The organism is Plantactinospora sp. B5E13, assembly GCF_039871775.1.
Taxonomy (GTDB): domain Bacteria; phylum Actinomycetota; class Actinomycetes; order Mycobacteriales; family Micromonosporaceae; genus Plantactinospora.
In genome coordinates, this window is record NZ_JBDPLT010000049.1 from 1 (window position 1) to 26,510 (window position 26,510).

The following is a 26,510-nucleotide window of genomic DNA, read 5'->3' on the forward strand; positions in this document are numbered from 1 at the left end:
CCCCGGGCGGGGGAACGCCACCGGGCTGCGGTGCCCGGCGGCGTCGACCGCGCGTACGCCGAAGAAGACGTTGTCCTTGGAGAGGTCGACGGTCGCCTCGGTGACGTCGCCGACCGGGATGACGTGCGTCCACTCCGGGGTGGTGGTCTCCCGCCACACGATCTCGTAGCCGGCCAGGTCGGGTTCGGCGCCCCGTAGCCAGCGCAGCGTCGTGTCGTTGGTCAGGTTCGTGGTCACGATGACCACTCCCTTCGGGGTGCCGGGTGCCTGGGCCAACGACCAGAGCACCGCCCCGTTCACCTTCGCCACCCGGGCGATGTACTCGAAGTCGCAGAACTCGGGCAGGTCGCCGTACTGCTTGCCGTCCTCGACCCGGACATCCTGGTGCTGGTGGGCGAAGTCCTCGTTCGGTTCGGTGAACCGGCCGGCCGGGTAGCCCTGTTCCAGGAACGAGATGTGGTCGCTGCCCCGCAGGTAGCGGTCCCGCCGGTAGATCACCCGGATGTTCATCCCGGTCGCGTCGTTGTCGGCCACGTCGCTGACGAACCGGGCCAGTTGCCGGGTCGGCGAGTCGTTCTCGCCGCCGACCGAACGCCGGGTGTTCGCCTCGGCCGGTGTCTCCGCGGTCGGCACTCCCTCGGCGAACAGTCGCAGCGTACGCCGGTCCCGGGTGCCGTCGTCGGCCCGGGAACTGCCGACGATGTCGTCGCTGAACATACCCTGTACGTCCGCGCCGGCCGCCTTGAACTGCCGGGCCAGGTACCCGGAGCCGTAGAGGCCCTGCTCCTCGCCGGCGACCGCGGCGAAGACGATGGTCGCCTCGCTGCGCCGGGTCGCCATGATCCTGGCCAGCTCCATCAGCACCGCCACCCCGGAGGCGTCGTCGTCCGCGCCCGGCGCGTCGCTGGTGGCGTCCATGACGTCACTGGCCCGCGAGTCGTAGTGCCCGGTCACCACGTAGATCCGCTCCGGTGCGGTCTCGCCGCGCAGCGTCGCGACCACGTTGGTGATCCGGGTCGGCACCGGGATCCGGGACGCCGGCTCCTGGATGTACGACTGCAGCTCCACCGTCATCCGGCCGCCCGAGCGGGCCGCGTACCCCCGCAACTGCTCGAAGATCCAGTCCCGGGCGGCGCCGATGCCGCGCTGCGGGTCGTCCTGGCTGGAGAGGGTGTGCCGGGTGCCGAAGGCGGCGAGCCGACGCACGATCGCCTCGATCCGGCGCTGGTCGATCTCCCGGAGCAGCTCGCGCAGCTCCCGGTCGGGCGGCTGGGGCCGGACCGGCCGACCGGGGCCCGGGGCGCCGGACCCGCCTCCCGTCGGTGCGGCGTCGGCGGCGCCCGGGACCACGGCTGCGGCGGTCACCGCGGCGGTGACGGTGGCGGCGGACAGGAACGTGCGGCGGCTGGGCCTCGTGGGCCCATCGCCCTGAGGGTCATGGATGGCCATGCGTCATGGTCATCAATGTGCGGCAGGACTGTCAACGCCCTGGATGTCTCGGCTCGACCGGTTTGCGTCTGCCGAACCCGTCGTGGCTGCTCACGGCCAAGCCGAGGTTTGCCCGGCTTGTCACCGGGAAACGGCGGCGGCATGACAAAACCGCGCGTTGTCATCGTCGGGGCCGGCTTCGCCGGCTACCACGCGGCGAAGAACCTGTCCCGGATCGCCCGGGGACAGGCCGAGATCATGCTGCTGAACCCGACCGATTTTTTCCTCTACCTCCCGCTGCTGCCGGAGGTCGCCGCCGGGATCCTCGAGCCCAGCCGGATCTCGGTCTCGCTGGCCGGCACGCTGCCCGGAGTGCGGATCGTCATCGGCGAGGCGAACCACGTCGACCTGAAGGACCGCCGGGTCGACTACACCGGCGCCGAGGGCGATCCCGGTGAGCTCCACTACGACCGGCTGATCCTCGCCGTCGGCAGTGTCAACAAACTACTGCCGATCCCCGGGGTCACCGAGCACGCGCACGGGTTCCGGGGCCTGCCGGAGGCGCTGTACCTGCACGACCACGTGGTCAGCCAGATCGAACTGGCCGAGGCGACCGACGACCCGGCGGAACGGGACGCCCGCACCACCTTCGTCGTCGTCGGCGCCGGCTACACCGGCACCGAGGTCGCCGCGCACGGCCAGCTCTTCACCGACGCGCTCGCCGCCCAGCACCCCCGGCTCGGGGTACGCCCACGGTGGCTGCTGCTCGACATCGCCGAGCGGGTCCTGCCCGAGTTGGACCAGCGGATGTCCGACACCGCCCGTCGGGTGCTGGACGGCCGGGGGGTCGACGTCCGGATGGGCTGCACCGTCGCCGAGGCGACCGCCGAGGGGGTACGCCTCAGCGACGGCCAGTACCTCCCGACCCGCTCCCTGATCTGGTGCGTCGGCGTGCGCCCCGATCCGTTGGTGGCCGACCTCGGTCTGCAGACCGAGAAGGGGCGACTCGTGGTCGACGAGTTCCTCAACGTGCCCGGCTTCCCGGAGATCTTCGCCTGCGGTGACGCGGCCGCCGTACCGGACCTGACCCGACCCGGACAGCTGACCGCGATGACCGCGCAGCACGCCGAGCGGCAGGGCAAACTCGCCGCGCACAACGTCGCCGCCTCCTACGGGCAGGGCAGACGGCGTCCGTACCGGCATCACGACCTGGGTTTTGTCGTCGACCTGGGCGGGACCGACGCGGCGGCGAACCCGCTGCACGTGCCGCTGGCCGGGCTGCCGGCCAAGGCGGTCACCCGCGGCTACCACCTGTTGGCGATGCCGGGCAACCGGGCCCGGGTGAGCGCGGACTGGTTGCTCGACGCGGCGTTGACCCGGCAGGCCGTACAGCTCGGGCTGGTGCCGGCCAACGCGGTGCCGCTGGAGAGTTCCACCCCCGAACTGCCAGTCCGGCGCTAGGCAGCCCGGGGTGGTGCCACGACGCACCGCCCGCCCACCGGGTCTGTCCCGGTGGGCGGGCGGCGAGGGTGCTGGCTGGCCGGGCCAGGAGCAGGCCCGGTCAGGAGGAGGCCATCCCGGCGGCGACCTCGTCGATCGCGTCGTCGATCTGGTGCGCCAGGTCGACGTCGAGCGCGGTCACCGCGTCCAGTGCCCGGGTCCGGACGGTGATCACGGCGCTGTCCGGCGACTGACGCCCGATGCTCGGGCCCCGACCGGTGTCCGGTCGCAGCCGGGCCAGCCGACCGAGTACCCGGTCGAGGTTCTCCGCCGGCAGTTCGATGGTGCGGGTCAGCCGGCTCCGGTCCCCCGACCAGTACGGCAGTGTGGCCAACGCGTCCCGCAGCTCGTCCTCGGTCAGGCCGGCGGTGGCGCCGCTGGGGTCGACCAGGCCGCCCCCGGCGTTCGGTGGGCCGAGCAGGTCCCGGAGATCCTCCGGCAGGTCCAGCGACTCGACCAGCGCCCGGTCCTGCTCGGCGAGGGCGCTCAACGTCGCCTGGGCCTGGTATCGGGCCTGCTCGGGGGTGCGTCGGCTGAGCCGGGCGACCTCGTCGAGGAAACCGGCGAGGTCCCGGCGCCGGTTCCCGGACTCCAGCGACTCCTCGTCGCAGAGCTGCCCGGGTACCGCGTCGAGCAGACGTTGCCGGTCGGCGACGTCCAGGGCCAGGGCGAGCGCGGTCACCGTGGCCTCGGCCGCCGTCCGCGCCTGGTCGAAGTCGACACCGGCCCGGCGCCCGACGTCCGAGACCAGGTCCCGGTAGGTGATGACGGCGACCCCGGGCCCGGCGGTCGCCGGTTCGTCGGGCAGCGGCATCGGGCGCTCGGCCGGAGCCGGCGGCGGCGTGGTTGGGCCACCCCGCTCGGTGCTCGGCTTGCGGGCACCCGACGGTGGTGGACCGCTGCGCCGGCCCCGGTCCAGGCTTTCGAGCTGTTTGTCGGCACCGAGGGTGGCGCCGACCTCACTCGGTCGACGGCCCCGTTGGCGGGCCTGTCTGGCCAACGCCCGGCGCCGCTGGTTGTCACCCTCCATCTGCTTTCCCATGACCTCGCCTCGCTCCGCGTGTCGCGACCATCGGACCAGGCCGGCGGCGCATCGCGGCCGGACCGGTCCGGTTCGCCTTCCCGTGGCGGCATCGGCGAAACGCCCGCCGCCAGCGGCCGGCGTCCGCTCATCTCGGTGGGGTGAGGAGGGCTCACCCCGGTCGCGCCGATGATCGGGACAGCTCGTGGCACTTCCGAGGTACCGGAGGGAAGGTCACCATGAAGAGGATCGTCGAGATCGTGCCCGCCCGACCGGGCTGGTACGCCCGCTGGCGCCTCGACCCGGACACGACCCGGTCGTACCCGGTGTCGGTCTGGGCGCTGCTGGAGGAGAGCGACCACGGCAGCCGGGAGGTTGTCGGGGTCGACTCGGTCGGGCAGTGGCCCGGCGCGGACGAGAACGAGTCGGGCGGCGACTTCGTCCGGTACCTGTTCCAGCCACCGGAGAACGGCGAGCCCGAGGACGCCGCCCGGCCGGAGGAACTCGGCGCCGAACCGACAAAGCGGCCGGCCCGGCTGGAACCGACGGCCGGCGCCTGACCGGCCGATCGGGGCCGGTCCCGACCGGGGCCCGCGGTCTCAGAGCAGTTCGAGGGGGCGCGGGCCGTCCGGCGGGGGGAAGGCGGCGTCGAGTTCGGCGACGTCGTCCTCGGTCAGGTCCAGGTCCACGGCCGCCCGGTTCTCCCGGACCCGGTGCGGCGTACTCGCCTTGGTGATCGTGCAGACCCCCTCCTGCCGCAGCAGCCAGGCCAGGCCGACCTGACCGGGGGTCGCGCCGTGCCGGGCGGCCACCCGGGCCAGCACCGGATGGTCGAGCATCCGCCCGCGTTCGAGCGGTGAGTACGCCATCACCGGCAGCCCGGCCGCCCGACAGCGGGGCAGCAGGTCCCACTCGATGCCCCGGCGGGTGAGGTTGTACGGGATCTGGTCGGTCTCGACCGCGGTCCCACCGGGGATCCCGGTCAACTCGACCACGTCCGGTACGTCGAAGTTGCTCACTCCCCAGTGCCGGATCAGCCCCCTGGTCATCAGCGTGGTGAACGCCTCGACCGTCTCCGGAAGCGGCGCGTCCCCTCGCTGGTGCAGCAGGTAGAGGTCGATTCGGTCGGTACCGAGTCGGTCGAGGCTGCGCTGGCAGGCGTCCAGGGTCCCGATCGCGGTGGCGTGCTCAGAGGAGATCTTGCTGACCAGGAAGATCTCCTCGCGGCGGTCGCCGAGCGCCGTACGGACCAGTTCCTCGGCACCGCCGTCGGCGTACACCTCGGCGGTGTCGACGACCGTGAGGCCGGCGTCGACCCCGGCCCGCAGGGCGGCGATCTCGTCGTCCCGCCGAGCCGGATCCTCCGCCATGCCCCAGGTGCCCTGACCCAACGCCGGTACCGTCTCCCCGGACGGCAGGGTGACCGTCGGAATCCTCCGTACCGCCATGGCTGCCCTCTTCCTGGTCGAACCTCCGGTGTTGTCGTGGCCGACCGGTGGCGCCTTCCCCCGACTTCCGGGACCAAACCGGGGCCCGGATCCGGGGCGGCCGAGCAGATTCCGGCACGAACCGGCACGGTCGGTGGCGGGCGCCGGGTGTGTCCGGGCCCGCTGGAGCCGATCTAGGGCATGCTTATACTTGTCTGACTGCAAGTATGGGCCGCCCGTCAGCTGCGAGGGCGTACGCGGGAGGGAGCGGGCGGTGGCTTTCTCCGTGAGTCAACTGTCACACGAACGGTATGTGCGGGTGCGACTGGCCGGTGAGCTCGACCTCAGCACCACCCCGGAACTGAACGCCGCCCTCGACCAGGTCTTCGACGAGGGGCACCGGCACGTCCTGGTGGATCTCGGTGACCTGGCGTTCTGTGACTCCAGTGGACTCGCCGCCCTGGTCCGGGGCGACGACCTCGCGACGGAACGCGGCGGCTGGCTCCGGCTGACCGGGGCGACCGGTCGGGTCGACCGGGTGCTGCGGATCAGCGGCCTGGCCGACCTGCTCCGGTACGACGAAACCGTGCAGAACCCGGCGGTTGCGGGCGACCGCTGATCGGCTACTGTTCCCTCGCCGATCCGACGGTCGATAGATTGCCGGACGAGCTCTCGCGGGAGACGGCGCCACCGGCCGCCGTGCGCCCTCTCGCCGACCGGAGGCAGGTGTCTCATGGGTGCAGCCGCACCGAACCCGGTACGGATCCTGGTCGTGGACGACGACCCGGGTGACGTACTGATGATCGAGGAAGCGCTCGCCGGGTCGGGGATACCCAAGACCATCGACGTCGTCGGTGACGGCGAGGAGGCGATGGAGTTCCTGCGTGGAGTGGGCCGGCACACGGGGGCGAGCCGGCCCGACGTGATCCTGCTCGACCTGAACATGCCACGGATGGACGGTCGGCAGGTGCTCACCGAGGTCAAGGGCGACGAGGACCTCCGGACGATCCCGATCGTCGTCCTGACCACGTCGAACGCGGAGAACGACGTGCTCGGCAGCTACAGCCTCCGGGCCAACGCGTACGTGACCAAGCCCATCGACCTCGACGACTTCAACGAGGTCGTCCGGCGGATCGACGAGTTCTTCGGCCAGATCGTGGTGCTGCCCAAACGCCGCTGACCAGCGGGCGGTGACGTCCCGCCGCCGGTCGGGTCCGGACGGTGGCCGGCTGTCCGGCGATCCGCGCGCGCCGTCCGAATGGTGAGCATTTTTTCCGCATCGGCTCCGCCGACGTGCCCCGGTGACGAGGATTCAGAGGTGGCAAGGGTCATCAGCTGCCGGGGGGCTAAGCATGGAATCTTCCGTCGTGGAAGTTGGCTACGACCAGGAGCGGAACCAGGACCAGATCGATCGCTGCCTACAGGAGTTGGGCGAGCGGCTGGCCCGGCTGGCGGCGCCGACGGACGCCGCCGCGAACGTCGGACCGGAACTCGCCCAGGCGCGGGCGGAACTCGTCCGCCTCGGCGATCTGCTGGCCGCGCACCGGGCCACCGCACAGGAGGCGGTGTTGCGCGGCGCCGAGCGGGAGGCCGCCGAAATCCGGGCCCGGGCCCAGGCTGACCTGGCCGCGGCCCGTGCGGAGGCCCGTCAGGTGCGGGACCGGGTCTACGCCGAGGCGGTACAGGCACGACGGGACTTCGAGGCGGCCCTGCAGGCCCGCCGACTCCGGGCCGAACGGGCGGACGAGATCCTGCGGGCGGTCCCCGACGCGTTGACGGCCCGACCGGGAACCGACACCGAGCGGGCCGCGCCGGTCGCCGTCACGTCCACTCCGGACTCCCGCCGCTGACCCCACCGTCCCCGGGCCGTCTCCGGCCCGCGTCGACCAGTCGGCGGCCGGCGCCCGCTCAGACCAGGGCGCCGACCACCGTGGTCGCCCGCGTCTCGTGCTGGGCGTACGCGTCCGGGAAGGCGGAGACCTGTACCGCCTGCGCCGCGCCGGTCACGCTCATCTCCTGCCAGCCGGGAATGGCGAGCAGCGCCTTGAAGAACTGCTCGGCGGCGTACGCGGGACGCATCAGGTCGGCCACCGTGCCCCAACCGGAGCTGGGGCGCTGCTGGAACAGCCCGACCGAGTCGTGGTCGTATCCCGTTCCCTGGTTCGGGTAGTTCAGCGACTCCGGCACCCCGGTGTTGGCCAGGTTGTAGAGGTTGCTCTCCTGCATCGCGGTGGCGATGGCGACCACCAGACCCCGGCGCGGGACCTTGAGCCGTACCCCGGTCTGGACGATGGCGTGCGCGTTGTCCATCTGGGCCTGGGTAAGACCGGCGACCGGGCTGGGCCGGGTCTGCCGCTTCGCCTTGGTCATCCGGGTACGGGCGGCGGTCGGGCGGACGGTCGGCTGGCCGGGTGACGGGCTGCCGGTGGCCGACGGCGTGGGGGACGGCGCCCGCTCGTTGCCCCGGGACGCCGCCTCGTTCTCGGCGGCGGCCCGCCGCTCGGCGAGCACGTTCGGCGCGGCCGGCGGGGGCGCCGGTGTGTCGGCCGCCCGCGACTCGACGAAGGCGACGGTGCCGAGGCAGCAGGTGAGCGCGGCGACCGACCCGAAGCGTACCGGGCCGGAGCCGAGTACGGATCGCAGCCGGCGCCAGGCCCGGCCCGACCGGCGCGGGTTCTCCGCCCGGTGCTGGCCCACCTTCCGGTCGGCTGAGGTGGCCTCGTCCGAACGGCCACCTTCCGTCTCGTTCTGCGATGCGTGATCAGCATGTTCCCTGTGAGGCACTCGCCGAGGTTAGGAAACCGCTGAGAGGATGGGACCCCCTGTGGCGGTGGCCTGTACCACAGTTTTGCCTGGTCAACCGGGCAATCGCCGAGCGCCGGACGGGGCCGGGTCGAGAAGCGACAAGTACGGTATTTCCGAATCGCCGGGCTGATCGGTCCTGGCCGGCAGGAAACGCCGCCGGGCGTGGCGGTGTCGCTGAAGATCAGCTGAGCCCGGTGTTCGGGCCATCCCGCCCTCGGGTGAACGGGGGAGGCCGAACGGGCGGGGTGCCTCGGTCCGGTGCTGATCCGTCGGCTCCCGGTGTTGCCTGGCCGAGCCTGGGTACGATGCTGTCGGTGACCGAGGGCAAGATCAAGGCGTCGGGCGCGACGGACCCGGGATGGCGTCGCCGCGGCACGCTGATCCTGCTCGCGACCGCGGTCCTGACGCTGCTGCTGATCGGTCACCGGTTGATCCCGAACGTGCGGGGGTTCGGCAGCCTGGTCGACACCGGCGCGCCCTTCCTCGGCCTCGGGATCCCACTGCTCGGATTGGCCGCGTTGCTGCGCCGGTCCCGTAACGGTCTCATCGCCCTGATCGTGCCGACGGTGGTCTGGACGCTGCTCTTCGGCACGGCGTGGCTGCCGTCCGGCGACGGCGGGTCGGCGCGGCTGCGGGTGGCGAGCCAGAACCTACGGGCCGGCAATCCCGATCCGGCCGGTACGGTCGCCGCCATCGCCGCCACCGGGGTCGACCTGATCGGCCTGCAGGAGCTGGACGAGGTCGGCCGCCGGGCGGTCGGCGGAACACTCCGGGACCGGTACCCCCACCAGGTCTCCGTCTCCACCGTCGGACTGTGGAGCAGGTTCCCGATCCGGGACGAGGTCGGGGTGGACACCGGCCTGGCCTGGACCCGCGCTCTGCGGGCCGTGGTCGCCGCGCCCGGTGGGGACGTGGTGGTGTACGTCGTACATCTCGGCTCCGCCCGGGCCGGCGACACCGACACCCGGGACCGTACGGTGACCGCACTCGCCGCCCAGTTGCGCCGGGACGACGCCGAACGGCTCATCGTCCTGGGCGACCTCAACACCGCCACCACCGACCGGGTGATCGAGCCGCTGACCGATCTGCTGCACGACGCCCAGGCCGACGCCGGTCGGGGGCCGGGCTTCACCTGGCCGGCGGCGTTGCCGGTGATCCGGCCGGACCACGTGCTCTACCGGGGCCTCACCGCGTCGTCCGCCGACGTCGTCCGGACCCCGGCGAGCGACCACCGGGCGGTCACCGCGGGCTTCCGCTGACCCCTCAGCTGCTGTCTGGCGGCTCCCCACCTGCCTGGCGGCCGGTCACGGCTTGCCCTCAGCGGGCGCCGGGTTCCGCCGGGCCGACGGTGAGGGTGTGCCGGTTGTCGTCACTGGCGAACGGCCAGAGCCGTTCGGCGTAGTGGGCCAGGTCGGTCAGCTGCGCCCGGTTCAGCCCGACCGACGCGATGCTGGCCCGTACGTCGGCCCGGTACCGGCCGTCGGGTTCCCGGGCCAGCCGTGCCTGGGCACGCACCTGCACGGTGTGGGCCTCGTCGGTGATCCCGGTCGCCGCCTCCACCGCCGCGTGGTGCAGACAGGAGGCGAACGCCGCAGCGAGCAGCTGTTCCGGCGCGAGCCCGGTGCAGTGCGGGGCCAACGGCGAGGCCAGGGTGGTCGACAGCTCCCCGTCGTCGGTATGCAGATGACCCCCCTCGGCGGTCGCCGTGGCCTCGTGCACCCAGGACTCGGATTCCGGCATCGCACACCCCCGTATGGCTCACCGGGCGGCTACCCGGTGGCCTGGTCGGCAAACCCAGGACATCGGCCGGTTTCCGGCGAAACCGCCCGGGGAGGCCGCGACCCCGGTAGGTTGCCGCGCCTCGGACGGGCGCCCCGAGGTTGGCGCGTCAAGGCGGCGTCAAGAACCGGGTGGACGTTGTAGTCGGGGTGTCAGAACCGGCCTCCTACCGACTCCAACAGGGCTTTCATGGTTCTGGCGGCCGATAACGGTCGTCTGGACGCGTGTGCTGGAGAGGACGTTGACGTGATCGACGTCGTGTTCGTGCTGCTGACGGTGGGGCTGTTCGCGGTCCTCGCCCTGATCGCCAGGGCGGTGGAGCGGCTGTGAGCCTGGTCAACCTGATCGGCCTGGTCCTCGCCGTCGGCCTGGCCGTCTTCCTGCTGTGTGCACTCCTGTTCCCGGAGCGTTTCTAGATGAGTACGACAACCGCGGGCGTCATCTTCCTCGTCTCGCTCGCCGTGGTGCTCGCCGCGGTCTACCGGCCGTTCGGCGACTACATGTTCCGGGTGGTCTCCGGCCGCCGGCACTCCCGGGTCGAGCGGGGCATCTACAAGCTGGTCGGCGTCGACGCCGAGGCCGAGCAGTCCTGGGGCACGTACGCCCGCAGCCTGCTGGCCTTCTCCCTGGTCTCGGTACTGTTCCTGTACGCCTTCCTCCGGCTGCAGGACAAACTCTGGCTCTCCCTCGGCTTCGACCCGGTGACCGACCACATCGCCTGGAACACCGCGGTCAGCTTCGTGACGAACACGAACTGGCAGGCATACTCGGGTGAGTCGACGATGGGGCACCTGGTCCAGATGGCCGGGCTGGCCGTGCAGAACTTCGTCTCGGCCTCGGTCGGCATCGCGGTGGCGGTGGCGCTGATCCGCGGTTTCGCCCGCAGCCGGACCACGCAGCTCGGCAACTTCTGGGTGGACCTGGTCCGGATCATCCTGCGGATCCTGCTGCCGATCGCGGTGCTCGGCGCGATCGTCCTGATGGTCGGCGGGGTGGTGCAGAACCTTTCCGCCGGCACCGACGTGAGCACGCTGACCGGGGGCACCCAGACCCTCACCGGCGGTCCGGTTGCCTCCCAGGAGGTGATCAAGGAACTCGGGACGAACGGCGGCGGCTTCTACAACGTCAACAGCGCCCACCCGTTCGAGAACCCGACCACCTGGACCAACTGGTTCGAGATGTTCCTGATCCTGCTGATCCCGTTCAGCCTGCCCCGGGTCTTCGGCCGGATGGTCGGGCAGAACCGGCAGGGCTACGCGATCGTGGCGGTGATGGCGATCCTGGCCATCGCCAGCATCACCCTGACCAACGTCTTCGAGCTGACCGGAGACGGGACCGTGCCACAGGCGCTCGGCGCGGCGATGGAGGGCAAGGAGGCCCGGTTCGGGGTCTCCAACTCGGCGAGCTTCGCCGCGGTCACCACCCTCACCTCGACCGGCGCGGTCAACTCCTTCCACGACTCGTTCACCCCGCTCGGCGGGATGATGCCGCTGGTCAACATGATGCTGGGTGAGGTGGCCCCGGGTGGCGTCGGCGCGGGCCTGTACGGCCTGCTCATCCTCGCCGTGATCACGGTTTTCGTGGCCGGCCTGATGGTCGGCCGGACGCCGGAGTACCTGGGCAAGAAGATCGGTGCCCGGGAGATCAAGTTCGCCTCGCTCTACTTCCTGATCACCCCGATGCTGGTGCTGATCGGCACCGCGGCGGCGTTCGCGACCGGCAACAACACGACGGCGCTGAACGTCGGGCCACACGGCCTCAGCGAGGTGCTCTACGCCTTCACCTCGGCGAGCAACAACAACGGTTCGGCCTTCGCCGGCATCACCGTGAACACCCCCTGGTGGGACACCGCCCTCGGGCTCTGCATGCTGCTCGGTCGGTTCCTGCCGATCATCTTCGTGCTCGGCCTGGCCGGCGCGCTGGCCCGGCAGAAGCCGGTGCCGGCCTCCGAGGGCACCCTGCCCACCCACCGGCCGCTCTTCGTCGGACTGGTCGTCGGGGTCACGGTGGTCCTGGTGGCGCTGACCTTCCTGCCCGCCCTGGCCCTCGGCCCGCTGGCCGAAGGGTTGTGAGCCCGATGCGCGGATTTCTCCACGACATGATGAGGAAAGGGACAATGACTGTCAGCCCGGTGGTGCCCGCCCCGTCTGGTGGGCTGCCGTCCTCCGGTCACCGCTCCGGTGGCCGGGTCGGCGGTGGGCTGTTGGATCCCCGGCAGCTGCTCCGCTCGCTGCCGGACGCGGTACGCAAACTCAACCCGGCGACCCTGTGGCGCAACCCGGTGATGCTGATCGTCGAGGTCGGCGCGGTCTTCACCACGGTGCTGGCGATCGCCGACCCCTCCGTCTTCGCCTGGGCGGTCACCGTCTGGCTCTGGCTGACGGTGGTCTTCGCCAACCTCGCCGAGGCGGTCGCCGAGGGCCGGGGCAAGGCCCAGGCCGCGACCCTGCGCCAGGCGAAACGGGACACCGTGGCGACCCGGCTCACCGGCTGGTCGCCGGGGGCCCGGGCGGGTGGCTACCGCGAGGAGGCGGTCGCCGCCACCGACCTGCGGCACGGCGACGTCGTACTGGTCGAGGCGGGGCAGACCATCCCCGGCGACGGTGACGTCGTCGAGGGGATCGCCAGTGTGGACGAGTCGGCGATCACCGGCGAGTCCGCCCCGGTCATCCGGGAGTCCGGCGGGGACCGCAGCGCGGTGACCGGCGGTACCCGGGTGCTCTCCGACCGGATCGTCGTCCGGATCACCCAGCAGCCGGGGCAGAGTTTCGTCGACCGGATGATCGCCCTGGTCGAGGGGGCGAACCGGCAGAAGACCCCGAACGAGATCGCGCTGAACATCCTGCTCGCCGCGCTCACCATCATCTTCCTGATGGCGGTGGTCACCCTGCAGCCGCTGGCGATCTTCTCGAAGGCGTTCCAGGCGGCAGCGCCGGACACCACGGCGATCAACGCGCACGGGGTCACCGGCATCGTGCTGGTCTCGCTGCTGGTCTGCCTGATCCCGACCACCATCGGGGCGCTGCTCTCGGCGATCGGCATCGCCGGCATGGACCGGCTCGTCCAGCGCAACGTGCTGGCGATGAGCGGCCGGGCGGTCGAGGCGGCCGGCGACGTCAACACCCTGCTGCTGGACAAGACCGGGACGATCACCCTGGGCAACCGGCAGGCGGCCGAGTTCGTCCCGGTGGACGGGGTGGCGGCCGAGGAGGTCGCCGACGCGGCCCAGCTCTCCAGCCTGGCCGACGAGACCCCCGAGGGGCGCTCGGTGGTGGTGCTGGCGAAGAACGCGTACGGGCTGCGTGAACGGGAGCCCGGCCTGATGCCGCACGCGACCTTCGTACCATTCACCGCCCAGACCCGGATGTCCGGCATCGACCTGACCCCGGACGCAGGAGTCGACGGCGGGGCCAGCGGGCCGACCCGGCGGATCCGCAAGGGCGCCGCGGCGGCGGTGATGAAGTGGGTACGCGACAACGGCGGTCACCCGACCGACCAGGTCGGCGACATCGTCGACGGGATCAGCGGCGGCGGGGGTACCCCGCTGGTGGTGGCCGAACACGTCGACAGTTCCCCGGCCCGCACCCTCGGGGTGATCCACCTCAAGGACGTGGTCAAGTCGGGGATGCGGGAACGGTTCGACGAGATGCGCCGGATGGGCATCCGGACCGTCATGATCACCGGTGACAACCCGCGGACCGCCAAGGCCATCGCGGACGAGGCCGGGGTGGACGACTTCCTGGCCGAGGCGACACCGGAGGACAAGCTCGCCCTGATCAAGAAGGAGCAGGAGGGCGGCCGCCTGGTCGCGATGACCGGTGACGGTACCAACGACGCACCCGCGCTGGCCCAGGCCGACGTCGGGGTGGCGATGAACACCGGCACCACGGCGGCCAAAGAGGCCGGCAACATGGTCGACCTCGACTCCGACCCGACGAAGCTGATCGAGATCGTCGAGATCGGCAAGCAGTTGCTGATCACCCGGGGGGCGTTGACGACGTTCTCGATCGCCAACGACATCGCCAAGTACTTCGCGATCATCCCGGCCATGTTCGCCGGGATCTACCCGAGCCTGGACGCCCTGAACATCATGCGGCTGTCCAGCCCGGGCTCGGCGATCCTCGCCGCGGTGATCTTCAACGCGATCATCATCGTGGCGCTGATCCCGCTCGCCCTGCGTGGGGTCCGGTACCGGCCGAGCAGCGCCAGCAGACTGCTGACCCGCAACCTGTGGCTGTACGGCCTCGGCGGCATCGTCGCCCCGTTCGTCGGCATCAAAGCCATCGACCTCATCATCCAGTTCATCCCAGGGATCTCGTGATGCGCACTTCCGGCGCCCTGCGCCTGCCAAGTTGGTTGTCCCAACACCTGGCCGCGTTCCGTGCGGTCCTGGTCTTCACGGTGCTGCTCGGACTGGCGTACCCGCTGGTCATGGTCGGGGTCGGGCAGTTGCCCGGCCTGAACGACCGGGCCGAGGGTTCGCTGGTGCACACCGCCGACGGCACGCCGGTCGGCAGCCGGCTGATCGGCCAGCTCTTCACCGATCCGGACGGCAACCCGATCCCGCGCTACTTCCAGTCCCGCCCCTCGGCCGCCGGGGACGGCTACGACCCCACCTCCACCTCGGCCAGCAACCTCGGACCGGAGAGCGTGGAGGACACCCTGCCGGTGCCCGGCGCGGTCGACGAGGAGGGAAACCCCGACGAGGGCAGCCAGAGCCTGCTCACCCAGGTCTGCGCCCGGAGCAAGGCGGTCGGTGAGCTGGACGGCGTCGACGGCAGCCGGCCGTTCTGCACCCCGGACGGGGTCGGTGCGGTGCTGAGGGTCTTCCACGCCGACGGCCTGACCGGCCCGGTGACCCGGGCGGTCAGCGTCAACCAGGCCTGCCCGGCCACCCCGTTCGTCGCCACCTTCGGCGGCGTCGCGGTGGAGTGCGCGGTGCCGGGCCAGGACTACTCCGGCGGCGTGGTCACCCCGGTCCGGGGGGACGCACCGGACCGGCCCGCAGTGCCGGCCGACGCGGTCGCCGCCAGCGGCAGCGGCCTCGACCCGGACATCAGCCCGGCGTACGCCCGGATCCAGGTCGCCCGGGTCGCCCGGGAACGGCACACCACCCCGGAGGCGGTACGGCGGCTCGTCGACGCGCACACCAGCGGCCGGGGCCTCGGTTTCCTCGGCGAACCCCGGGTCAACGTGCTGGAGCTCAACCTCGCCCTGGACCGTGAGCTGCCGGTCGGTGGCTGAGTTGACGGTGGGCGGTCCCGGACGATGCGGCAGGATCAACAGGTGACACGCGGGCAGCTGCGCATCTACCTCGGGGCCGCCCCCGGCGTCGGCAAGACGTACGCGATGCTGGAGGAGGCGCAGCGGCGGGCCGCGCGCGGGACGGACGTGGTCGTGGGTCTGGTCGAGACCCACGACCGCCGGCACACCACGGCGATGCTCGGCGACCTGCCGGTGCTGCCCCGTCGGGCGGTCCGCTACCGCGACGTCGACCTCACCGAGCTGGACCTCGACGCGCTGCTGGCCCGGCGGCCCGAGGTGGCGGTGGTCGACGAACTCGCGCACACCAACGTCCCCGGATCGCGCAACGCCAAGCGCTGGCAGGACGTCCAGGAACTGCTCGACGCCGGGATCGACGTGCTGTCGACGGTGAACGTTCAGCACCTGGAGTCGCTCAACGACGTGGTCGAACAGATCACCGGCGTCGTGCAGCGGGAGACCGTGCCGGACGGGGTGGTCCGGGCCGCCGAGCAGGTCGAGCTGGTCGACATGACCCCGGAGGCGCTGCGCCGACGGATGGCGCACGGCAACATCTACGCGCCGGACAAGATCGACGCCGCGCTGGCCAACTACTTCCGGATCGGCAACCTCACCGCGCTGCGGGAACTCGCCCTGCTCTGGCTCGCCGACCAGGTCGAGGACCAGCTCGACCGGTACCGGGCCGACCAGGGCATCGCGGCCACCTGGGAGACCCGGGAGCGGGTCGTGGTCGGCCTCACCGGGGGAGCTGAGGGGGAGACGCTGATCCGCCGGGCCGCCCGGATCGCCGCCCGGAGCAAGGGCGCCGAGCTGCTGGCGATCCACGTCTCCCGCAGTGACGGGCTGCGCGGCGCCGACCCGGCGATGCTGAGTCGGCAGCGGCTGCTGGTGGAGCGGCTCGGCGGGACGTACCACCAGGCGGTCGGCAGCGACATCCCGGCGGCGCTGCTGGACTTCGCCCAAGGAGTGAACGCGACCCAGATCGTGCTCGGCGCGAGCCGGCGGGGGCGGCTGGCCCGGATCCTCTCCCCGGGGGTCGGCTCGACCACCACGGCGCTGTCCGGGCCGATCGACGTACACCTGGTGACGCACGAGCAGGCCGGACAGGGCCGTCGCTCCGGGCCGGTGCCGGCGGCGCTCTCCGCCCGGCGTCGGCTGATCGGCTTCGGACTGGCCGTCGCCGGCATCCCTCTGCTGACGTACCTGCTCTGGCTGCTCAGCGACGAACTCTCGCTCACCAGCGACCTGCTGCTCTTCCTCGCCGCGGTGGTCGGGGTGGCGCTCGTCGGTGGGTTGTGGCCGGCGCTGCTCGCCGCGGTCAGCGGCTCGATCCTGATCAATTTTTTCTTCACCCCGCCGATCCACACCCTGACCATCTCGGCCCGGGAGAACCTGCTGGCGCTGGGCGTCTTCCTGCTGGTCGCCGTCTCGGTCAGCGGGGTGGTGGACCTGGCCGCCCGGCGTACCCGGGAGGCGGCCCGGGCCAGCGCCGAGGCACAACTGCTCGCCACCGTCGCCGGTGGGGTGTTGCGCGGCGAGCGACCGCTCACCGCCCTGCTGGACCGGTTGCGGGATACGTTCGGCCTGAGCTCGGTCACCCTGCTGGAGCGGCTACCGGACGCGCCCGACAGCCCGGACCGGCAGCGTGACCCGCGCGCCTGGCGGGTCGCCGCCAACGTCGGCACGGACCCCTGCGGCACCCCGGCCGCCGGGGACGCCGAGGTACGCGTCGACGACCAACTCACCCTGGTGCTGCGCGGACGGGTCCTGCCGGCGGCGGACCGGCGCATCGTGGCGGCGTTCGCCGCCCAGGCCGCGGTCGCGCTGCGGCAGGAGCGGCTGGCCGAGGAGGCGGCGGCGGCCCGGCCGATCGCCGAGGCGGACCGGATGCGCACCGCGCTGCTCGCCGCGGTCAGCCACGACCTGCGTACCCCGCTCGCCTCGGCCAAGGCGGCGGTGACCAGCCTGCGCAGCGCCGACGTCGAGTTCGACGCCGACGACCGGGCCGAACTGCTGGCCACCGCCGAGGAGTCGCTGGACCGGCTCGGCCGGCTGGTCGCCAACCTGCTGGACATGAGCCGGTTGCAGGCCGGCGCGCTCGGCCTGCGTCCGGCCACCTTCGGGGTGGAGGAGGTCGTGCCGTCGGCCCTCGACGAGCTGGGCCCGGCGTCCGGACAGGTCCGGGTGAACCTGCCGGCGCGGCTGCCGGCGGTCCGCTCCGACCCCGGCCTGCTGGAGCGGGTGCTGGTGAACCTGGTCGCCAACGCCCTGCGGTTCAGCCCGGCGGACCGGCCGCCGACGATCAGCGCCAGCACCCACGGCGGCTTCGTCGAGCTGCGGGTGGTCGACCAGGGTCCGGGCCTGCCCCGGGACCGGTGGGAGCGGGTCTTCCTGCCGTTCCAGCGGGAGGGGGACCGGGACAACCACGCCGGGGTCGGGCTCGGGCTGGCGCTGTCCCGGGGCCTGGCCGAGGCGATGGGCGGCACGCTGGAGCCGGAGGAGACCCCCGGCGGGGGACTGACCATGGTGCTGCGGCTGCCGGTGGCGGACGAGGAGGGGGTCGGGTGACCCGGGTACTGGTGGTGGACGACGAGCCGCAGATCCTGCGCGCGCTGCGGATCAACCTGCGGGCCCGGCGGTACGACGTGGAGGTGGCCGCCGACGGGGCGAACGCGCTGCGGTTGGCCGCCAGCCACCGTCCCGACCTGGTGGTGCTCGACCTCGGACTGCCGGACATGGACGGGGTGGAGGTCATTCGGGGGCTGCGCGGCTGGACCCGGGTGCCGATCATCGTGCTCTCCGGGCGCGCCGGCAGCCAGGACAAGGTCGCCGCGTTGGACGCCGGGGCCGACGACTACGTGACCAAACCGTTCGGGGTCGACGAGCTGCTGGCCCGGATCCGCGCGGTGACCCGACGGGCGGTCGGGGCCGGCGAGGAGGTCCCGGCGGTCCGGATCGGCCGGCACACGGTGGACCTCGCCGCGCACGCGGTCCGGGCCGACGACGAGCGCGAGGTCCGGCTCACCCCCACCGAGTGGCACCTGCTGGAGATCCTGGTCCGCAACCCGGGCCGACTGGTCAGCCAACGCCAGCTGCTGCAGGACGTCTGGGGGCCGCAGTACCAGTCCGAGACGAACTACCTGCGGCAGTACCTGGCGCAGTTGCGGCGCAAGCTGGAGGACGACCCGGCCCGCCCCCGGCACCTGCTCACCGAGCCGGGCATGGGCTACCGCTTCCAGCCCTGAGCCGGCAGTCTCCGTTCGGGGCGTGTCGGCCAGATCCCGCCTTCCCCGCGATCAGACCGGCAACGGCAGCACGAGCAGATCCATAACAGGCCCCCACGGAAGATGCGACGTACCAACCTTCCGCCAGCCGGCCCGCTCATAGAGGCGATGGGCAACCGATCGCGGATCAGATGCGAGGGTTGCCCACGCCTCGGACCGGCCGACGAGGAGAAGCCTCATCAGCTCAGCGCCGATGCCCTGCCGGCGATGGTCGGGATGGACGATCCATTCCATGACCGCAACCTTGCTCGCCGCCAGCAGCTCTCGATCTGGCTCGGCGTCGGCGCGTGACCACCACACGCCAGCCTGCATCGTCCATCCGTACGCGGCGCCTACCAGGTTGTCTTCCTGGATGGCCGTGACGACAGTGAACCCGGGACGGCCAGCCTCGTCAGGCAAGCTCGCCGCGAACCGCGCCACCTGATCCGGCCCTTCCTCGTACGGCGGCTCCGCGTACACGATGGCGTAGAGGTCGACAAGGGCGGGAATGAACGGCGCAACGGCAGCGCCAGCCAACATGGTGTAGTTGACGGTCACCGACGGGATGTTAGCCGCCCACACGGGCGGTCAACTCCCCGAACAGTGGCTGCCGCTGCTCAGTTGATGGCACGACGGTCGTCACCTGTCGTGCGACCGAGTAGAGCACCTCGTTGTGATGTTCCGCCGGCAGAGCGTCGATCAGATCTGCCGCATAGCGGAGCCCGTCCGACACATGTCCGCCCTGAATCAGGCACGACGCCCGGTGCAGCTGGACCTGAGTGCGGAGACGAACGTGGCTCCTCGGATACAGCTCCAACGCGCGGTCCTGCGCCGCCTCCGCCTTGGTCAACGCCCCGGTGTAGGTGTAAACGTACGACTCGGTGTGTCGCAGCCGGTGCTCCGGCCAACCCCACAGCGACTCGACCTCGCCCACGACCGTGTCAGGTAGGCGTTCGGTGACCTCGGCCAGTTGCTCGACCGTGGTGGTCGCTTCGGCGTGCCGACCGGCGAGGGCGAGGGCCTGCGCTCGGCCGGCAAGAAGCCCGCAGGTCGCGGCGGTCGGCCGAGACCCGGCAAGGGGCAGTGCTTTGTCCGATACCGCGATCGCCTGAGCAAGCGGGCGGCCGTCGTAGCATCCGTTGACCGTGGCCCACGCCCGCGTCAGCACCTGAGTGTCTGGATCATCGGACTGGTCGGCGAGCTGGTCCGCGGTCGACCACCAACGGCGGGCAAGATGTGGTTGACCAGAAGCAACCAGCCCGAGGGCGACGATCACTGACAGACGCGCGGCCACCCGCAGCAGCTCGACCTGCCGGTCCGTAGCATCGGCGGCTATTACAGCCTGCAGAACGGCGAGGTCAGCGGTGGCCTGGGCCATCAGATCGTCAGCGGGGGTTGTGTAGTAGTCGTAGCCGTAATCGGCAACGAGCCTGTTCCACTCGTCGACGTGGTTGTCGACCGTCGCACTAAGTCCGTGTCGCAACGCTTCGAGAGCCACCACCGGCCGTCCAATGCCGACAGCCGTCACGCTGAGCGCCCTGAGGACGGTTCGCCTCTGCATGTCTGCCTCGCCTGTTTGCCGCTCGTACGCAGCTATCAGCCTGCCACCAGCGTCGAGGGCCTTGTCACAGGCAGCGGCGAGTTTGGCGGTTGGTTCGCGCGCACCTCGCTCGATCTGTCCGAGATAGCCGAAGTCCCAGTTGACCAAGCGAGACATGGCTCGGAGCGACAGACCACGGCTGACTCTTGCGGCACGTAGGGCGGACCCGAAGGTAGACACTCCTGCTCCCCAGGGGGTGTGGGCTGTCCTGTGGGCCCACTGCTCACAACTGTCTGTACGTAACGGTACCGGTCACGCTACGTCTACGTCGTCCGATTGATTGAGCGGCGTGAAAGCTGGGCGCGGTAGCCGACCTCCATCAGTCGCTGGTGGTCCGCGTCGCGCCCGTCAGCCGCCAGGCTCGGTGCGCGCGTCCTCCGGCGCGCCGGTCCTGGCCCCGGAGAGGGCCCCGGCGTCCACTTTCGGCTGCCGCGCCCTCCCACTATGGAGGTACGGGTGCATAAGCGAATCGCACGCTGGTGGGCGGCGCGAGCCGTGCGACACGATGTCGCAACCATCCGGGGGGCGGCCCACCAGGCAGAGGAGGCTGCCGCCGCACAGCAACGGGTTCTCGAGTTGGCTCGCGGCCAGCGCGAGCCGCTGCCCGACTGGGCCGGGCCGACCCTGGTCGAAGGGCTGCCACTGCTTACGTTCGGGCAGCGGCGGCAGTATCGGGTACGGCCGTGACCGCTCCGACGCCGGCGCCCCCGCCGGACCATGACCCGGAGTGGCGAGCGCGGACGTGGGTGCTCGCGGCTGACAACCGCGCCGACCACTGTCGCCGGGTCGACGCCGTGATCCGGCATTGGACGGCCCCACCGACTATCGAGGAGCAGCGATGAACGCGCTCGCCGACGACGGGTCTTCCGGCACTGAGTACGCCATCGCGGCCTTGACCCTCGGTGCGCACCGGACCCGCCCCTGCGCGAACTGTCGCCGCGACGGAGCTGGCTGCCTGGCTGTGGAGTGGGCCCGTGAGGTGTACCGCCGGCACCTGGCGGTCGCGGCCCTCCTCGGCGGTGCTCGACCGGAGATCCGCGCTGGCCACGTCTCGACCGCGCTGGGACGGCTGTCGTGACCGCCCGGCTCCGGCTCTGCATATCGTGTGGCATCGCCGACCGGCTCGCCAGCCGGCAGCCTGACGGACAGCCGGCGGCGCACCGGTGTGCTGGCCCCTGGCAGATTGTCGAGGTCGGGAGCTTGCGGGTCGTTCACTGCGGCTGCCCGAGTTGTGATCGGAGAACTCGATGACGGCGCTTGGCCCGGCGGTGCGGCTCGCCCACGAGATCATCATCGCCCACGCGGAGGGGCGCGACTGCCTGTACTGCCAGGACACCTGGTGCCTGGGTGCCGAGTGGGCCCTGGGCGTGGCGGCCCTGAACGACCGGCCACCGCCTTCGCCCGACGGCACGGCCCTGGTCACGGTCGTAGCACGACAGGTCTTGGCCGCGCACTGGCCACAGCCTGCCGGCGGCTGTGCCCCGTGCGGAGTGCCGGACTGCGATCGCGCGGACCTGGCCACGGCGTGGCTCGGACAGGTCGGCGAACCAGTGCCTGAAACGGCCGAGCAGGTCACCGAAGCGGTGCCATCCGACGCGGACCTCCACCGGATCACCGGCATGTAGACCACCCCGTCCTGGGGTGAACACCCTCCTTGATCAGAAGGGAGTTCGGATGCGGATCTGAACCAGCGTCACCCGAGCCGCGATGGTGCTCGCCGGAGCGGTAACCCGCCCAGGCCACGAACTGGGCGCGGAGTCTCAGGCCGAACCGGACGCCACGTCGCCGTACCTGCCTGTCCCGCCAGAAGTCCGTCAACCGGCACCCGCGAAGATCCAAGCCTTGGGCGAACGCCGTTTCCACCCTCAAGACCTGGAAGTCCTGGTCAAGGTCCGTTGCTGCCCCGCCGCACCACCCGAATCGTGCAGGCCATCCCCGTTCTCCAAGCCGACCAGGATGCCATCCTGGCGAAGACGATCAAGGGCTGGATGCCGGCTACCCATGGTGAAATGGCTCATTCGTCGTGTCCGGCGCCCCTCGTCAGCCAGAATGAGGTGCCAGTTGTATTGCGCCATCTCGCTACCATGGCCAGATGGCCGCTACCGCTGACCGGAAGCTGGCATGGGCTTGCCTTCTCTTCCTCCTAGCCTACTTCATGTTGCTGATCATGACCAATCTCGGCGATGTATGGGCAGCATGGTGGTCCGGGAAGTCCACTATGAACATGCGACTGTGGTCGTGCCCGATGCTGATCTGGAGTCGCATAGGGAAGGGCCTCCAGCTTTTAGCCGGGCTCGCCGTGATACTCGATCTAATCAATCTAGATCGGCTGCGGCGATCTGCGGTCAAACTTGACCGCAGAGGGCGCGAGCTCAGTCTTCTGGCGCCGGTAGAAAGGTACCGTGCCAGGGTGTACGGCGTTCGTGAAGAGCTCGCCGCGTGCATCGTGGAAATGAAGTACCTGGGGGCGCGAGGGGGCGCGACTGTCGACATCTCGTCTCTGCGAGTCAAGCCAAGCATCACCGTTTCCGAGGAGACGGCGAACCTAGTCGGCAAAGCCGATGTCGCCGAACTTCTGAGTAGACTGCATGCCGAGGCGGCCAAGGAAGAATGGAGTGGTGCGGAACTCTCGCGATACATCCGCGAGCGCATCGATAGCTTCCTTGCCGGACAGTTCGGTCCAGGTGGGCGGGGATGGTCGAGTGAGGTTGCTTACCGGTTTCGGGCGCGCAGCAGCATTTTCGGCCTTCTCGGCCTGCAGATGGCGATGCTTGCCACCGTAGCCGTGGGCATGGCCCTGGCCTCCACGGCGCTGAGTCGATGGATATCCGTACCCATTGTGGTCGCCGTATTTTTTGTGAGCGTCACCATCGGCGCACTGCCGTTAGAGGACTGGCGTCTAGGCGGATCCTTACTGGCAGCCTGGCACTCCGGCTGCGCCCGGATCTTGTGTCTCTTCGCCGACGTGATCGGCATTGCCCGGCCGGGGCACAAGTTCCGTTGGATGGCGCTCTGGCTTTTTCTTGCGGGTATGCACTTCGACTTGTTGGCCTCATGAAGCCTGGATTCGACCTCATGGGACGACGCAAAGGCTGATTCCCGCCCCGACGCCCCATTGTGGTGGCTTGCGGCGCCAAGCGAATGATGCTCTAAGCCGGGCTAGAGCACCTTTCTCGACCGCCGCGTTAGGTGTCAGCCGACTGCCGTAAATTCAAGGTCTCCGAGTGCGGCGCCGATTGATCGTGCCGTACATTACGCCGGAGCTGCGCTTCGCCCGCTCAAGGTCATCGACAATCTTTCCGGGTGGGACCGCGAACGATCCGCATAGCAGCAGGTCGTAGCAGCTGTTGGTCGGGCGGGCGGGACTCGAACCCCGACCAAGGGATCAGGAATCTTCTGTCCCAACCCGCCGACCCGCCCGACACTGCGCCGACGATCAGCGCAGTAGATCCGTACCAGCGGATTCGGCTCGTACCAGAGCCGCGCCGGCTGCCGTACGGGCGTCGCTGTCGATCGGATCAGGCGTCGCCGCCGTGGCGGCCTTCCGACCAGTCCGGGCGCGCATCACCAAGGCCAGCCCGACCAGTACGACCGCGCCGGCCATGATCTCCGTCCAGGTGATCGGCTCGTCCAGGAGCAGTCGGGCGGCGGCGATGCCGAAGACCGGTACGAGCAGGCTGAACGGTGCCACCCGGGCCACCGAGTACTCGGCGATGAGCCGGTTCCACAGGCCGAAGCCGACCAGGGTGGAGAGGTAGCCGACGTAGCCGATGGCCAGAATCCCGGTCCAGCTCAGCCCGGTCACCGCGTCGAGCACCGCCTTCGGGCCGTCGACGATTCCGGCCAGGCCGAGCAGCGGCAGTGGCGGGACCAGGCTCGACCAGGCCAGCAGCGACAGTGGCCTGGTCTCGCCGCTGGCCCGGACCACGACGTTCGCCACGGCCCAGCAGAGCGCGGCGACGAGGGTGAGGACAAAACCGATCGCGGTGGCGTGCCCGCCGCCACCGGCGGCGAGCAGGGCGATGCCGGCCGAACCGGTGAGCACCCCGGCGATCTGGCCGCCCGACGGTCGCTCGCCCAGCAGGACGGCGGCGAGCAGCACCGACACCAGGGCCTGGGTCTGCAGCACCAGGGAGGCGAGCCCGGCCGGCATGCCGAGGTGGATCGCGGTGAAGAGCACGCCGAACTTGCAGACGCCGAGCAGCAGGCCGTATCCGATCACGTACCGTAGCCGCGCGGTGGGGCGGGGGACCAGGAACACCAGCGGCAGGGCGGCGGCGACGAACCGCAGTGCGGTCAACACCAGCGGCGGAAGCTCTCGCAGTCCGACCTCGATGACCACGAAGTTGACGCCCCAGAGGGCGGCGACCAGAACTGCCTGTGCACGGTGCGTGAATCTCATGGCCCAACGGTGCCGGTGTACCGGCTTAAGGTCCAGTTCAAGATTCTTAATCGACTGTGTAGCGTTGCTGCATGGATCTGGACGTCCGGCGGCTGAGGGTACTGCACGAGGTGGCGCTGCGGGGCGGCGTCACCGCGGCTGCGGCGGCGCTGCACGTCACCCCGTCCGCGGTCTCCCAGCAGCTTGCCCAGCTCGCCCGGGAGGCCGGCTATCCGCTGGTCGAACGCTCCGGCCGGGGTGTCGTGCTGACTCCCGCCGGGCAGCTGCTCGCCGGGCACGCGGAGCGGATCCTGGGCGCGGTGGAGCAGGCGGTGACCGGGCTGGCGGTGGCGCACTGGCGGGTCGCCGGGACCGTTCGGGTCGGGTCTTTCCCGTCCGCGGCCGGTGCGCTGGTCGCCCCGGCCGCCGCCCGGGCGATGGCCGCGCACCCCGACCTCGACGTACGGGTGAGTGAGGCCGAGGACGAGCAGAGCCGGCTGGACCTCCGCTCCGCCACCCTGGACATCGCGATTCTCCAGGAGTACGACCACGTCCCCGGCATCGCCACCGCCGAGCTGGACCGGTACCCGGTAGCGACCGACCCGATGCATCTGATCACGCCGGTCGGCTGGGGTCTGCGCACCGGCCGCCTTGGCGATCTCGCCGACGTGCCGTGGGTTGCCAGCGCGACACACACCCCGTGCGGCCGGTCCACGCTGCACGCCTGTCACCTCGCCGGATTCGAGCCCGACATCCGACACCGGGCGATCGACTTCGCGCTCACTCTCGACCTGGTCGCGGCCGGGCTCGGTGCCGCCCTGGTGCCGGGGATGGCGCTGCGCAACGTACCGCCCGGGGTGCACACCGAGCCACTGGTCCGGCCGGTCACCGGCCGCCGGATCTTCGCGGTCACCCGACCACGCGGCGCCGGTCCGGTCCATCCGGCGATCGCCGCCGTGCTGACCGCGTTGGCCGTTGGGGACGCGGCCGGGGAAACCACACCGGAGGCGTCGTACGCGATCAACGGCGGGGCACCCGGGTGAGGTCGCGGTCGGTCAGCCCGGTCGACGAGCCTCGCCCGCCGCGTCGGATGGTTCGGGTCACCACGACTCGACGAGCGGATCGTCGTGCTCGCGGCGCCGCCACTGCTCGCCGAGGCGGCGAAGGCGGCCCGGGGCGGCGATGCCGCGTACGACCGCGACCCGGTTCTCGCGGACGTCCAGGACCACCACGCCCACCACCCGGTCGTGCAGCGCGGCGATGATGGCCGGGGAGCCGTTGACCACGCCGGCGTATATCGAGGGGGAGCCGCCAACCAGCCTCCGCTTGGCCGGAGTCGGCCTCAAGCCGGCGCGCAGCGCGGCGGCGATCCGCTCGGGACCCGAGTAGCGCAGCAGTTTCCCGTCGGCCTGCCCGGCGCCGTCGGAGACCCCGGTCGCGTCGTCGGTGAGCAACGCCACCAGCCGTTCGGTACGGCCGGAGGCGGCGGCGTCGATGAACGCCGCGACGATTCGGCGGGCGGCGGCGCCGTCGACCACGCTGGCGACGCGCGCGGTGGCGACCCGGCGCCGGGCCCGGTGGGCGTGCTGCTGGCTCGCGGATTCGGTGATGTCGAGGATCTCGGCGATCTCGGCGTGGCGGTAACGGAACGCCTCACACAGGACGTAGACGGCCCGCTCGACCGGCGGGAGGCTCTCCATGAGCGTCAGCACCGCCAGCGTCACCGATTCGCGCTGTTCGGCGGCGTCGGCCGGGCCCAGCATCGGGTCGCCGTCGAGCAGCGGTTCGGGTAGCCAGGCGCCGACCGCGCGTTCGCGTCGCGTCCTCGCCGAACGGAGCCGGTCGAAGGCGAGGTTGGTGACCACCTTGGTCAGCCACGCCTCGGGGACGTCGATGTGTTCCCGGTCGGCGCCATGCCAGCGCAGGAACGCGTCCTGGACCGTGTCCTCGGCGTCGGTGGCCGAGCCGAGCAGGCGGTACGCGAGCGAGGCCAACCGGTCCCGGTTGGCCTCGAAACGCTCCACGGCGGCGGGTTCCATGCGGG

Annotated in this window: 27 protein-coding genes; 18 read left to right on the forward strand and 9 right to left on the reverse strand. The window is 71.1% G+C overall.

The features are described 5' to 3' along the window. Positions 1–1,449, reverse strand: a 1,449-nt coding sequence (locus tag ABGB05_RS30195; RefSeq protein ID WP_347657329.1) for a M20/M25/M40 family metallo-hydrolase, incomplete at its 3' end; no start/stop codon positions are given. A gap of 141 nt (positions 1,450–1,590) precedes the next feature. On the opposite strand from ABGB05_RS30195, the gene ABGB05_RS30200 reads away from it, so the two are divergent. After that, positions 1,591–2,889 (forward strand): NAD(P)/FAD-dependent oxidoreductase, encoded by a 1,299-nt coding sequence (locus ABGB05_RS30200; RefSeq protein WP_347657330.1) that lies wholly within the window; start codon positions 1,591–1,593, stop codon positions 2,887–2,889. 100 nt (positions 2,890–2,989) lie between these two features. On the opposite strand, the gene ABGB05_RS30205 is transcribed toward ABGB05_RS30200, so the two are convergent. Beyond that, positions 2,990–3,970 (reverse strand): DUF2267 domain-containing protein, encoded by a 981-nt coding sequence (locus ABGB05_RS30205; RefSeq protein ID WP_347657331.1) that lies wholly within the window; start codon positions 3,968–3,970, stop codon positions 2,990–2,992. A 218-nt stretch (positions 3,971–4,188) separates the two neighbouring features. Between ABGB05_RS30205 and ABGB05_RS30210 the strand changes: the two genes are divergently transcribed. Continuing rightward, positions 4,189–4,509, forward strand: a complete 321-nt coding sequence (locus ABGB05_RS30210; RefSeq protein WP_347657332.1) for a hypothetical protein — start codon at positions 4,189–4,191, stop codon at positions 4,507–4,509. A 39-nt stretch (positions 4,510–4,548) separates the two neighbouring features. Here the strand turns inward: ABGB05_RS30210 and ABGB05_RS30215 are convergent, their stop codons facing one another. Further along, complete coding sequence (locus tag ABGB05_RS30215; protein ID WP_347657333.1) at positions 4,549–5,397, reverse strand: aldo/keto reductase; 849 nt, start codon at positions 5,395–5,397, stop codon at positions 4,549–4,551. Positions 5,398–5,650: 253 nt separating this feature from the next. On the opposite strand from ABGB05_RS30215, the gene ABGB05_RS30220 reads away from it, so the two are divergent. The 3 genes from ABGB05_RS30220 to ABGB05_RS30230 all read left to right on the forward strand — a co-directional run bounded on the left by ABGB05_RS30220 (position 5,651) and on the right by ABGB05_RS30230 (position 7,226). Then, positions 5,651–5,995, forward strand: a complete 345-nt coding sequence (locus ABGB05_RS30220) for an STAS domain-containing protein (protein ID WP_347657334.1) — start codon at positions 5,651–5,653, stop codon at positions 5,993–5,995. Positions 5,996–6,109: 114 nt separating this feature from the next. Then, positions 6,110–6,556, forward strand: coding sequence for a response regulator (locus tag ABGB05_RS30225; RefSeq protein WP_347657335.1), 447 nt, complete (start codon positions 6,110–6,112; stop codon positions 6,554–6,556). Positions 6,557–6,728: 172 nt separating this feature from the next. Then, the gene (locus ABGB05_RS30230; RefSeq protein WP_347657336.1) at positions 6,729–7,226 is read left to right on the forward strand and encodes an ATPase; all 498 of its coding nucleotides are present in this window, start codon (positions 6,729–6,731) and stop codon (positions 7,224–7,226) included. Between the two features lie 58 nt (positions 7,227–7,284). On the opposite strand, the gene ABGB05_RS30235 is transcribed toward ABGB05_RS30230, so the two are convergent. Next, entirely contained in the window at positions 7,285–8,073 is a 789-nt protein-coding gene (locus ABGB05_RS30235; RefSeq protein WP_347657337.1) for a hypothetical protein, read from the reverse strand. A gap of 422 nt (positions 8,074–8,495) precedes the next feature. Between ABGB05_RS30235 and ABGB05_RS30240 the strand changes: the two genes are divergently transcribed. Continuing rightward, positions 8,496–9,440, forward strand: a complete 945-nt coding sequence (locus ABGB05_RS30240; protein ID WP_347657338.1) for an endonuclease/exonuclease/phosphatase family protein — start codon at positions 8,496–8,498, stop codon at positions 9,438–9,440. Positions 9,441–9,498: 58 nt separating this feature from the next. Here ABGB05_RS30240 and ABGB05_RS30245 read toward each other — a convergent pair whose 3' ends face one another. Next, on the reverse strand, positions 9,499–9,921 hold the full coding sequence (locus tag ABGB05_RS30245; protein ID WP_347657339.1) for an OsmC family protein: 423 nt from the start codon (positions 9,919–9,921) through the stop codon (positions 9,499–9,501). Between the two features lie 228 nt (positions 9,922–10,149). Between ABGB05_RS30245 and ABGB05_RS30250 the strand changes: the two genes are divergently transcribed. Genes ABGB05_RS30250 through ABGB05_RS30280 form a run of 7 tightly spaced genes read left to right on the forward strand, consistent with a single transcriptional unit; the run spans position 10,150 to position 18,467 of the window. Beyond that, the gene (locus tag ABGB05_RS30250; RefSeq protein ID WP_347657340.1) at positions 10,150–10,290 is read left to right on the forward strand and encodes a hypothetical protein; all 141 of its coding nucleotides are present in this window, start codon (positions 10,150–10,152) and stop codon (positions 10,288–10,290) included. After that, a complete protein-coding gene (gene kdpF, locus ABGB05_RS30255; protein WP_347657341.1) occupies positions 10,287–10,376 on the forward strand; it encodes a K(+)-transporting ATPase subunit F in 90 nt (29 codons plus the stop codon). The genes ABGB05_RS30250 and kdpF overlap by 4 nt, the downstream gene beginning before the upstream one ends. After that, positions 10,377–12,032: a potassium-transporting ATPase subunit KdpA gene (kdpA, locus tag ABGB05_RS30260; protein ID WP_347657342.1), complete on the forward strand. Its 1,656-nt coding sequence runs from the start codon at positions 10,377–10,379 to the stop codon at positions 12,030–12,032. A 44-nt stretch (positions 12,033–12,076) separates the two neighbouring features. Further along, positions 12,077–14,281 carry a potassium-transporting ATPase subunit KdpB gene (gene kdpB, locus ABGB05_RS30265; RefSeq protein ID WP_347657343.1) on the forward strand — a complete coding sequence of 735 codons (2,205 nt, stop codon included), beginning with the start codon at positions 12,077–12,079 and terminating at the stop codon, positions 14,279–14,281. Positions 14,282–14,298: 17 nt separating this feature from the next. After that, positions 14,299–15,204: a potassium-transporting ATPase subunit C gene (locus tag ABGB05_RS30270; protein WP_347657381.1), complete on the forward strand. Its 906-nt coding sequence runs from the start codon at positions 14,299–14,301 to the stop codon at positions 15,202–15,204. A gap of 42 nt (positions 15,205–15,246) precedes the next feature. Further along, positions 15,247–17,790: a DUF4118 domain-containing protein gene (locus ABGB05_RS30275; RefSeq protein WP_347657344.1), complete on the forward strand. Its 2,544-nt coding sequence runs from the start codon at positions 15,247–15,249 to the stop codon at positions 17,788–17,790. Further along, positions 17,787–18,467 carry a response regulator gene (locus ABGB05_RS30280; protein WP_347657345.1) on the forward strand — a complete coding sequence of 227 codons (681 nt, stop codon included), beginning with the start codon at positions 17,787–17,789 and terminating at the stop codon, positions 18,465–18,467. The genes ABGB05_RS30275 and ABGB05_RS30280 overlap by 4 nt, the downstream gene beginning before the upstream one ends. A 51-nt stretch (positions 18,468–18,518) precedes the next feature. Here the strand turns inward: ABGB05_RS30280 and ABGB05_RS30285 are convergent, their stop codons facing one another. Continuing rightward, a complete protein-coding gene (locus ABGB05_RS30285; protein ID WP_347657346.1) occupies positions 18,519–19,043 on the reverse strand; it encodes a GNAT family N-acetyltransferase in 525 nt (174 codons plus the stop codon). 10 nt (positions 19,044–19,053) lie between these two features. Further along, positions 19,054–20,265 (reverse strand): helix-turn-helix transcriptional regulator, encoded by a 1,212-nt coding sequence (locus tag ABGB05_RS30290; RefSeq protein ID WP_347657347.1) that lies wholly within the window; start codon positions 20,263–20,265, stop codon positions 19,054–19,056. 276 nt (positions 20,266–20,541) lie between these two features. On the opposite strand from ABGB05_RS30290, the gene ABGB05_RS30295 reads away from it, so the two are divergent. The 4 genes from ABGB05_RS30295 (at position 20,542) to ABGB05_RS30310 (ending at position 23,143) form a co-directional block, all read left to right on the forward strand. After that, the gene (locus tag ABGB05_RS30295) at positions 20,542–20,772 is read left to right on the forward strand and encodes a hypothetical protein (RefSeq protein ID WP_347657348.1); all 231 of its coding nucleotides are present in this window, start codon (positions 20,542–20,544) and stop codon (positions 20,770–20,772) included. Between the two features lie 151 nt (positions 20,773–20,923). Continuing rightward, on the forward strand, positions 20,924–21,163 hold the full coding sequence (locus tag ABGB05_RS30300; protein WP_347657349.1) for a hypothetical protein: 240 nt from the start codon (positions 20,924–20,926) through the stop codon (positions 21,161–21,163). A 169-nt stretch (positions 21,164–21,332) separates the two neighbouring features. Beyond that, positions 21,333–21,710: a hypothetical protein gene (locus tag ABGB05_RS30305; protein WP_347657350.1), complete on the forward strand. Its 378-nt coding sequence runs from the start codon at positions 21,333–21,335 to the stop codon at positions 21,708–21,710. 467 nt (positions 21,711–22,177) lie between these two features. Beyond that, entirely contained in the window at positions 22,178–23,143 is a 966-nt protein-coding gene (locus tag ABGB05_RS30310) for a hypothetical protein (protein WP_347657351.1), read from the forward strand. Between the two features lie 378 nt (positions 23,144–23,521). Here ABGB05_RS30310 and ABGB05_RS30315 read toward each other — a convergent pair whose 3' ends face one another. Next, positions 23,522–24,487 carry an EamA family transporter gene (locus ABGB05_RS30315; RefSeq protein WP_347657352.1) on the reverse strand — a complete coding sequence of 322 codons (966 nt, stop codon included), beginning with the start codon at positions 24,485–24,487 and terminating at the stop codon, positions 23,522–23,524. Between the two features lie 71 nt (positions 24,488–24,558). Here ABGB05_RS30315 and ABGB05_RS30320 point away from each other — a divergent pair, with 71 nt between their 5' ends. After that, complete coding sequence (locus ABGB05_RS30320; RefSeq protein ID WP_347657353.1) at positions 24,559–25,509, forward strand: LysR family transcriptional regulator; 951 nt, start codon at positions 24,559–24,561, stop codon at positions 25,507–25,509. 57 nt (positions 25,510–25,566) lie between these two features. Here ABGB05_RS30320 and ABGB05_RS30325 read toward each other — a convergent pair whose 3' ends face one another. Then, positions 25,567–26,505: a sigma-70 family RNA polymerase sigma factor gene (locus ABGB05_RS30325; RefSeq protein ID WP_347657354.1), complete on the reverse strand. Its 939-nt coding sequence runs from the start codon at positions 26,503–26,505 to the stop codon at positions 25,567–25,569. Positions 26,506–26,510: the final 5 nt, after the last annotated feature.

What these genes read in the sequence shown, in the direction of transcription:
- kdpB (WP_347657343.1), top strand. Translation starts at nt 12,077, where the DNA reads ATGACTGTCAGCCCGGTGGTGCCCGCCCCGTCTGGTGGGCTGCCGTCC.
- ABGB05_RS30200 (WP_347657330.1), top strand. Translation starts at nt 1,591, where the DNA reads ATGACAAAACCGCGCGTTGTCATCGTCGGGGCCGGCTTCGCCGGCTAC.
- ABGB05_RS30215 (WP_347657333.1), bottom strand. Translation starts at nt 5,397, where the DNA reads ATGGCGGTACGGAGGATTCCGACGGTCACCCTGCCGTCCGGGGAGACG.
- ABGB05_RS30300 (WP_347657349.1), top strand. Translation starts at nt 20,924, where the DNA reads ATGAACGCGCTCGCCGACGACGGGTCTTCCGGCACTGAGTACGCCATC.
- ABGB05_RS30205 (WP_347657331.1), bottom strand. Translation starts at nt 3,970, where the DNA reads ATGGGAAAGCAGATGGAGGGTGACAACCAGCGGCGCCGGGCGTTGGCC.
- ABGB05_RS30210 (WP_347657332.1), top strand. Translation starts at nt 4,189, where the DNA reads ATGAAGAGGATCGTCGAGATCGTGCCCGCCCGACCGGGCTGGTACGCC.
- ABGB05_RS30320 (WP_347657353.1), top strand. Translation starts at nt 24,559, where the DNA reads ATGGATCTGGACGTCCGGCGGCTGAGGGTACTGCACGAGGTGGCGCTG.
- ABGB05_RS30325 (WP_347657354.1), bottom strand. Translation starts at nt 26,505, where the DNA reads ATGGAACCCGCCGCCGTGGAGCGTTTCGAGGCCAACCGGGACCGGTTG.
- ABGB05_RS30250 (WP_347657340.1), top strand. Translation starts at nt 10,150, where the DNA reads ATGGTTCTGGCGGCCGATAACGGTCGTCTGGACGCGTGTGCTGGAGAG.
- ABGB05_RS30230 (WP_347657336.1), top strand. Translation starts at nt 6,729, where the DNA reads ATGGAATCTTCCGTCGTGGAAGTTGGCTACGACCAGGAGCGGAACCAG.
- ABGB05_RS30225 (WP_347657335.1), top strand. Translation starts at nt 6,110, where the DNA reads ATGGGTGCAGCCGCACCGAACCCGGTACGGATCCTGGTCGTGGACGAC.
- kdpA (WP_347657342.1), top strand. Translation starts at nt 10,377, where the DNA reads ATGAGTACGACAACCGCGGGCGTCATCTTCCTCGTCTCGCTCGCCGTG.
- ABGB05_RS30245 (WP_347657339.1), bottom strand. Translation starts at nt 9,921, where the DNA reads ATGCCGGAATCCGAGTCCTGGGTGCACGAGGCCACGGCGACCGCCGAG.
- ABGB05_RS30305 (WP_347657350.1), top strand. Translation starts at nt 21,333, where the DNA reads ATGACGGCGCTTGGCCCGGCGGTGCGGCTCGCCCACGAGATCATCATC.
- ABGB05_RS30315 (WP_347657352.1), bottom strand. Translation starts at nt 24,487, where the DNA reads ATGAGATTCACGCACCGTGCACAGGCAGTTCTGGTCGCCGCCCTCTGG.
- ABGB05_RS30310 (WP_347657351.1), top strand. Translation starts at nt 22,178, where the DNA reads ATGGCCGCTACCGCTGACCGGAAGCTGGCATGGGCTTGCCTTCTCTTC.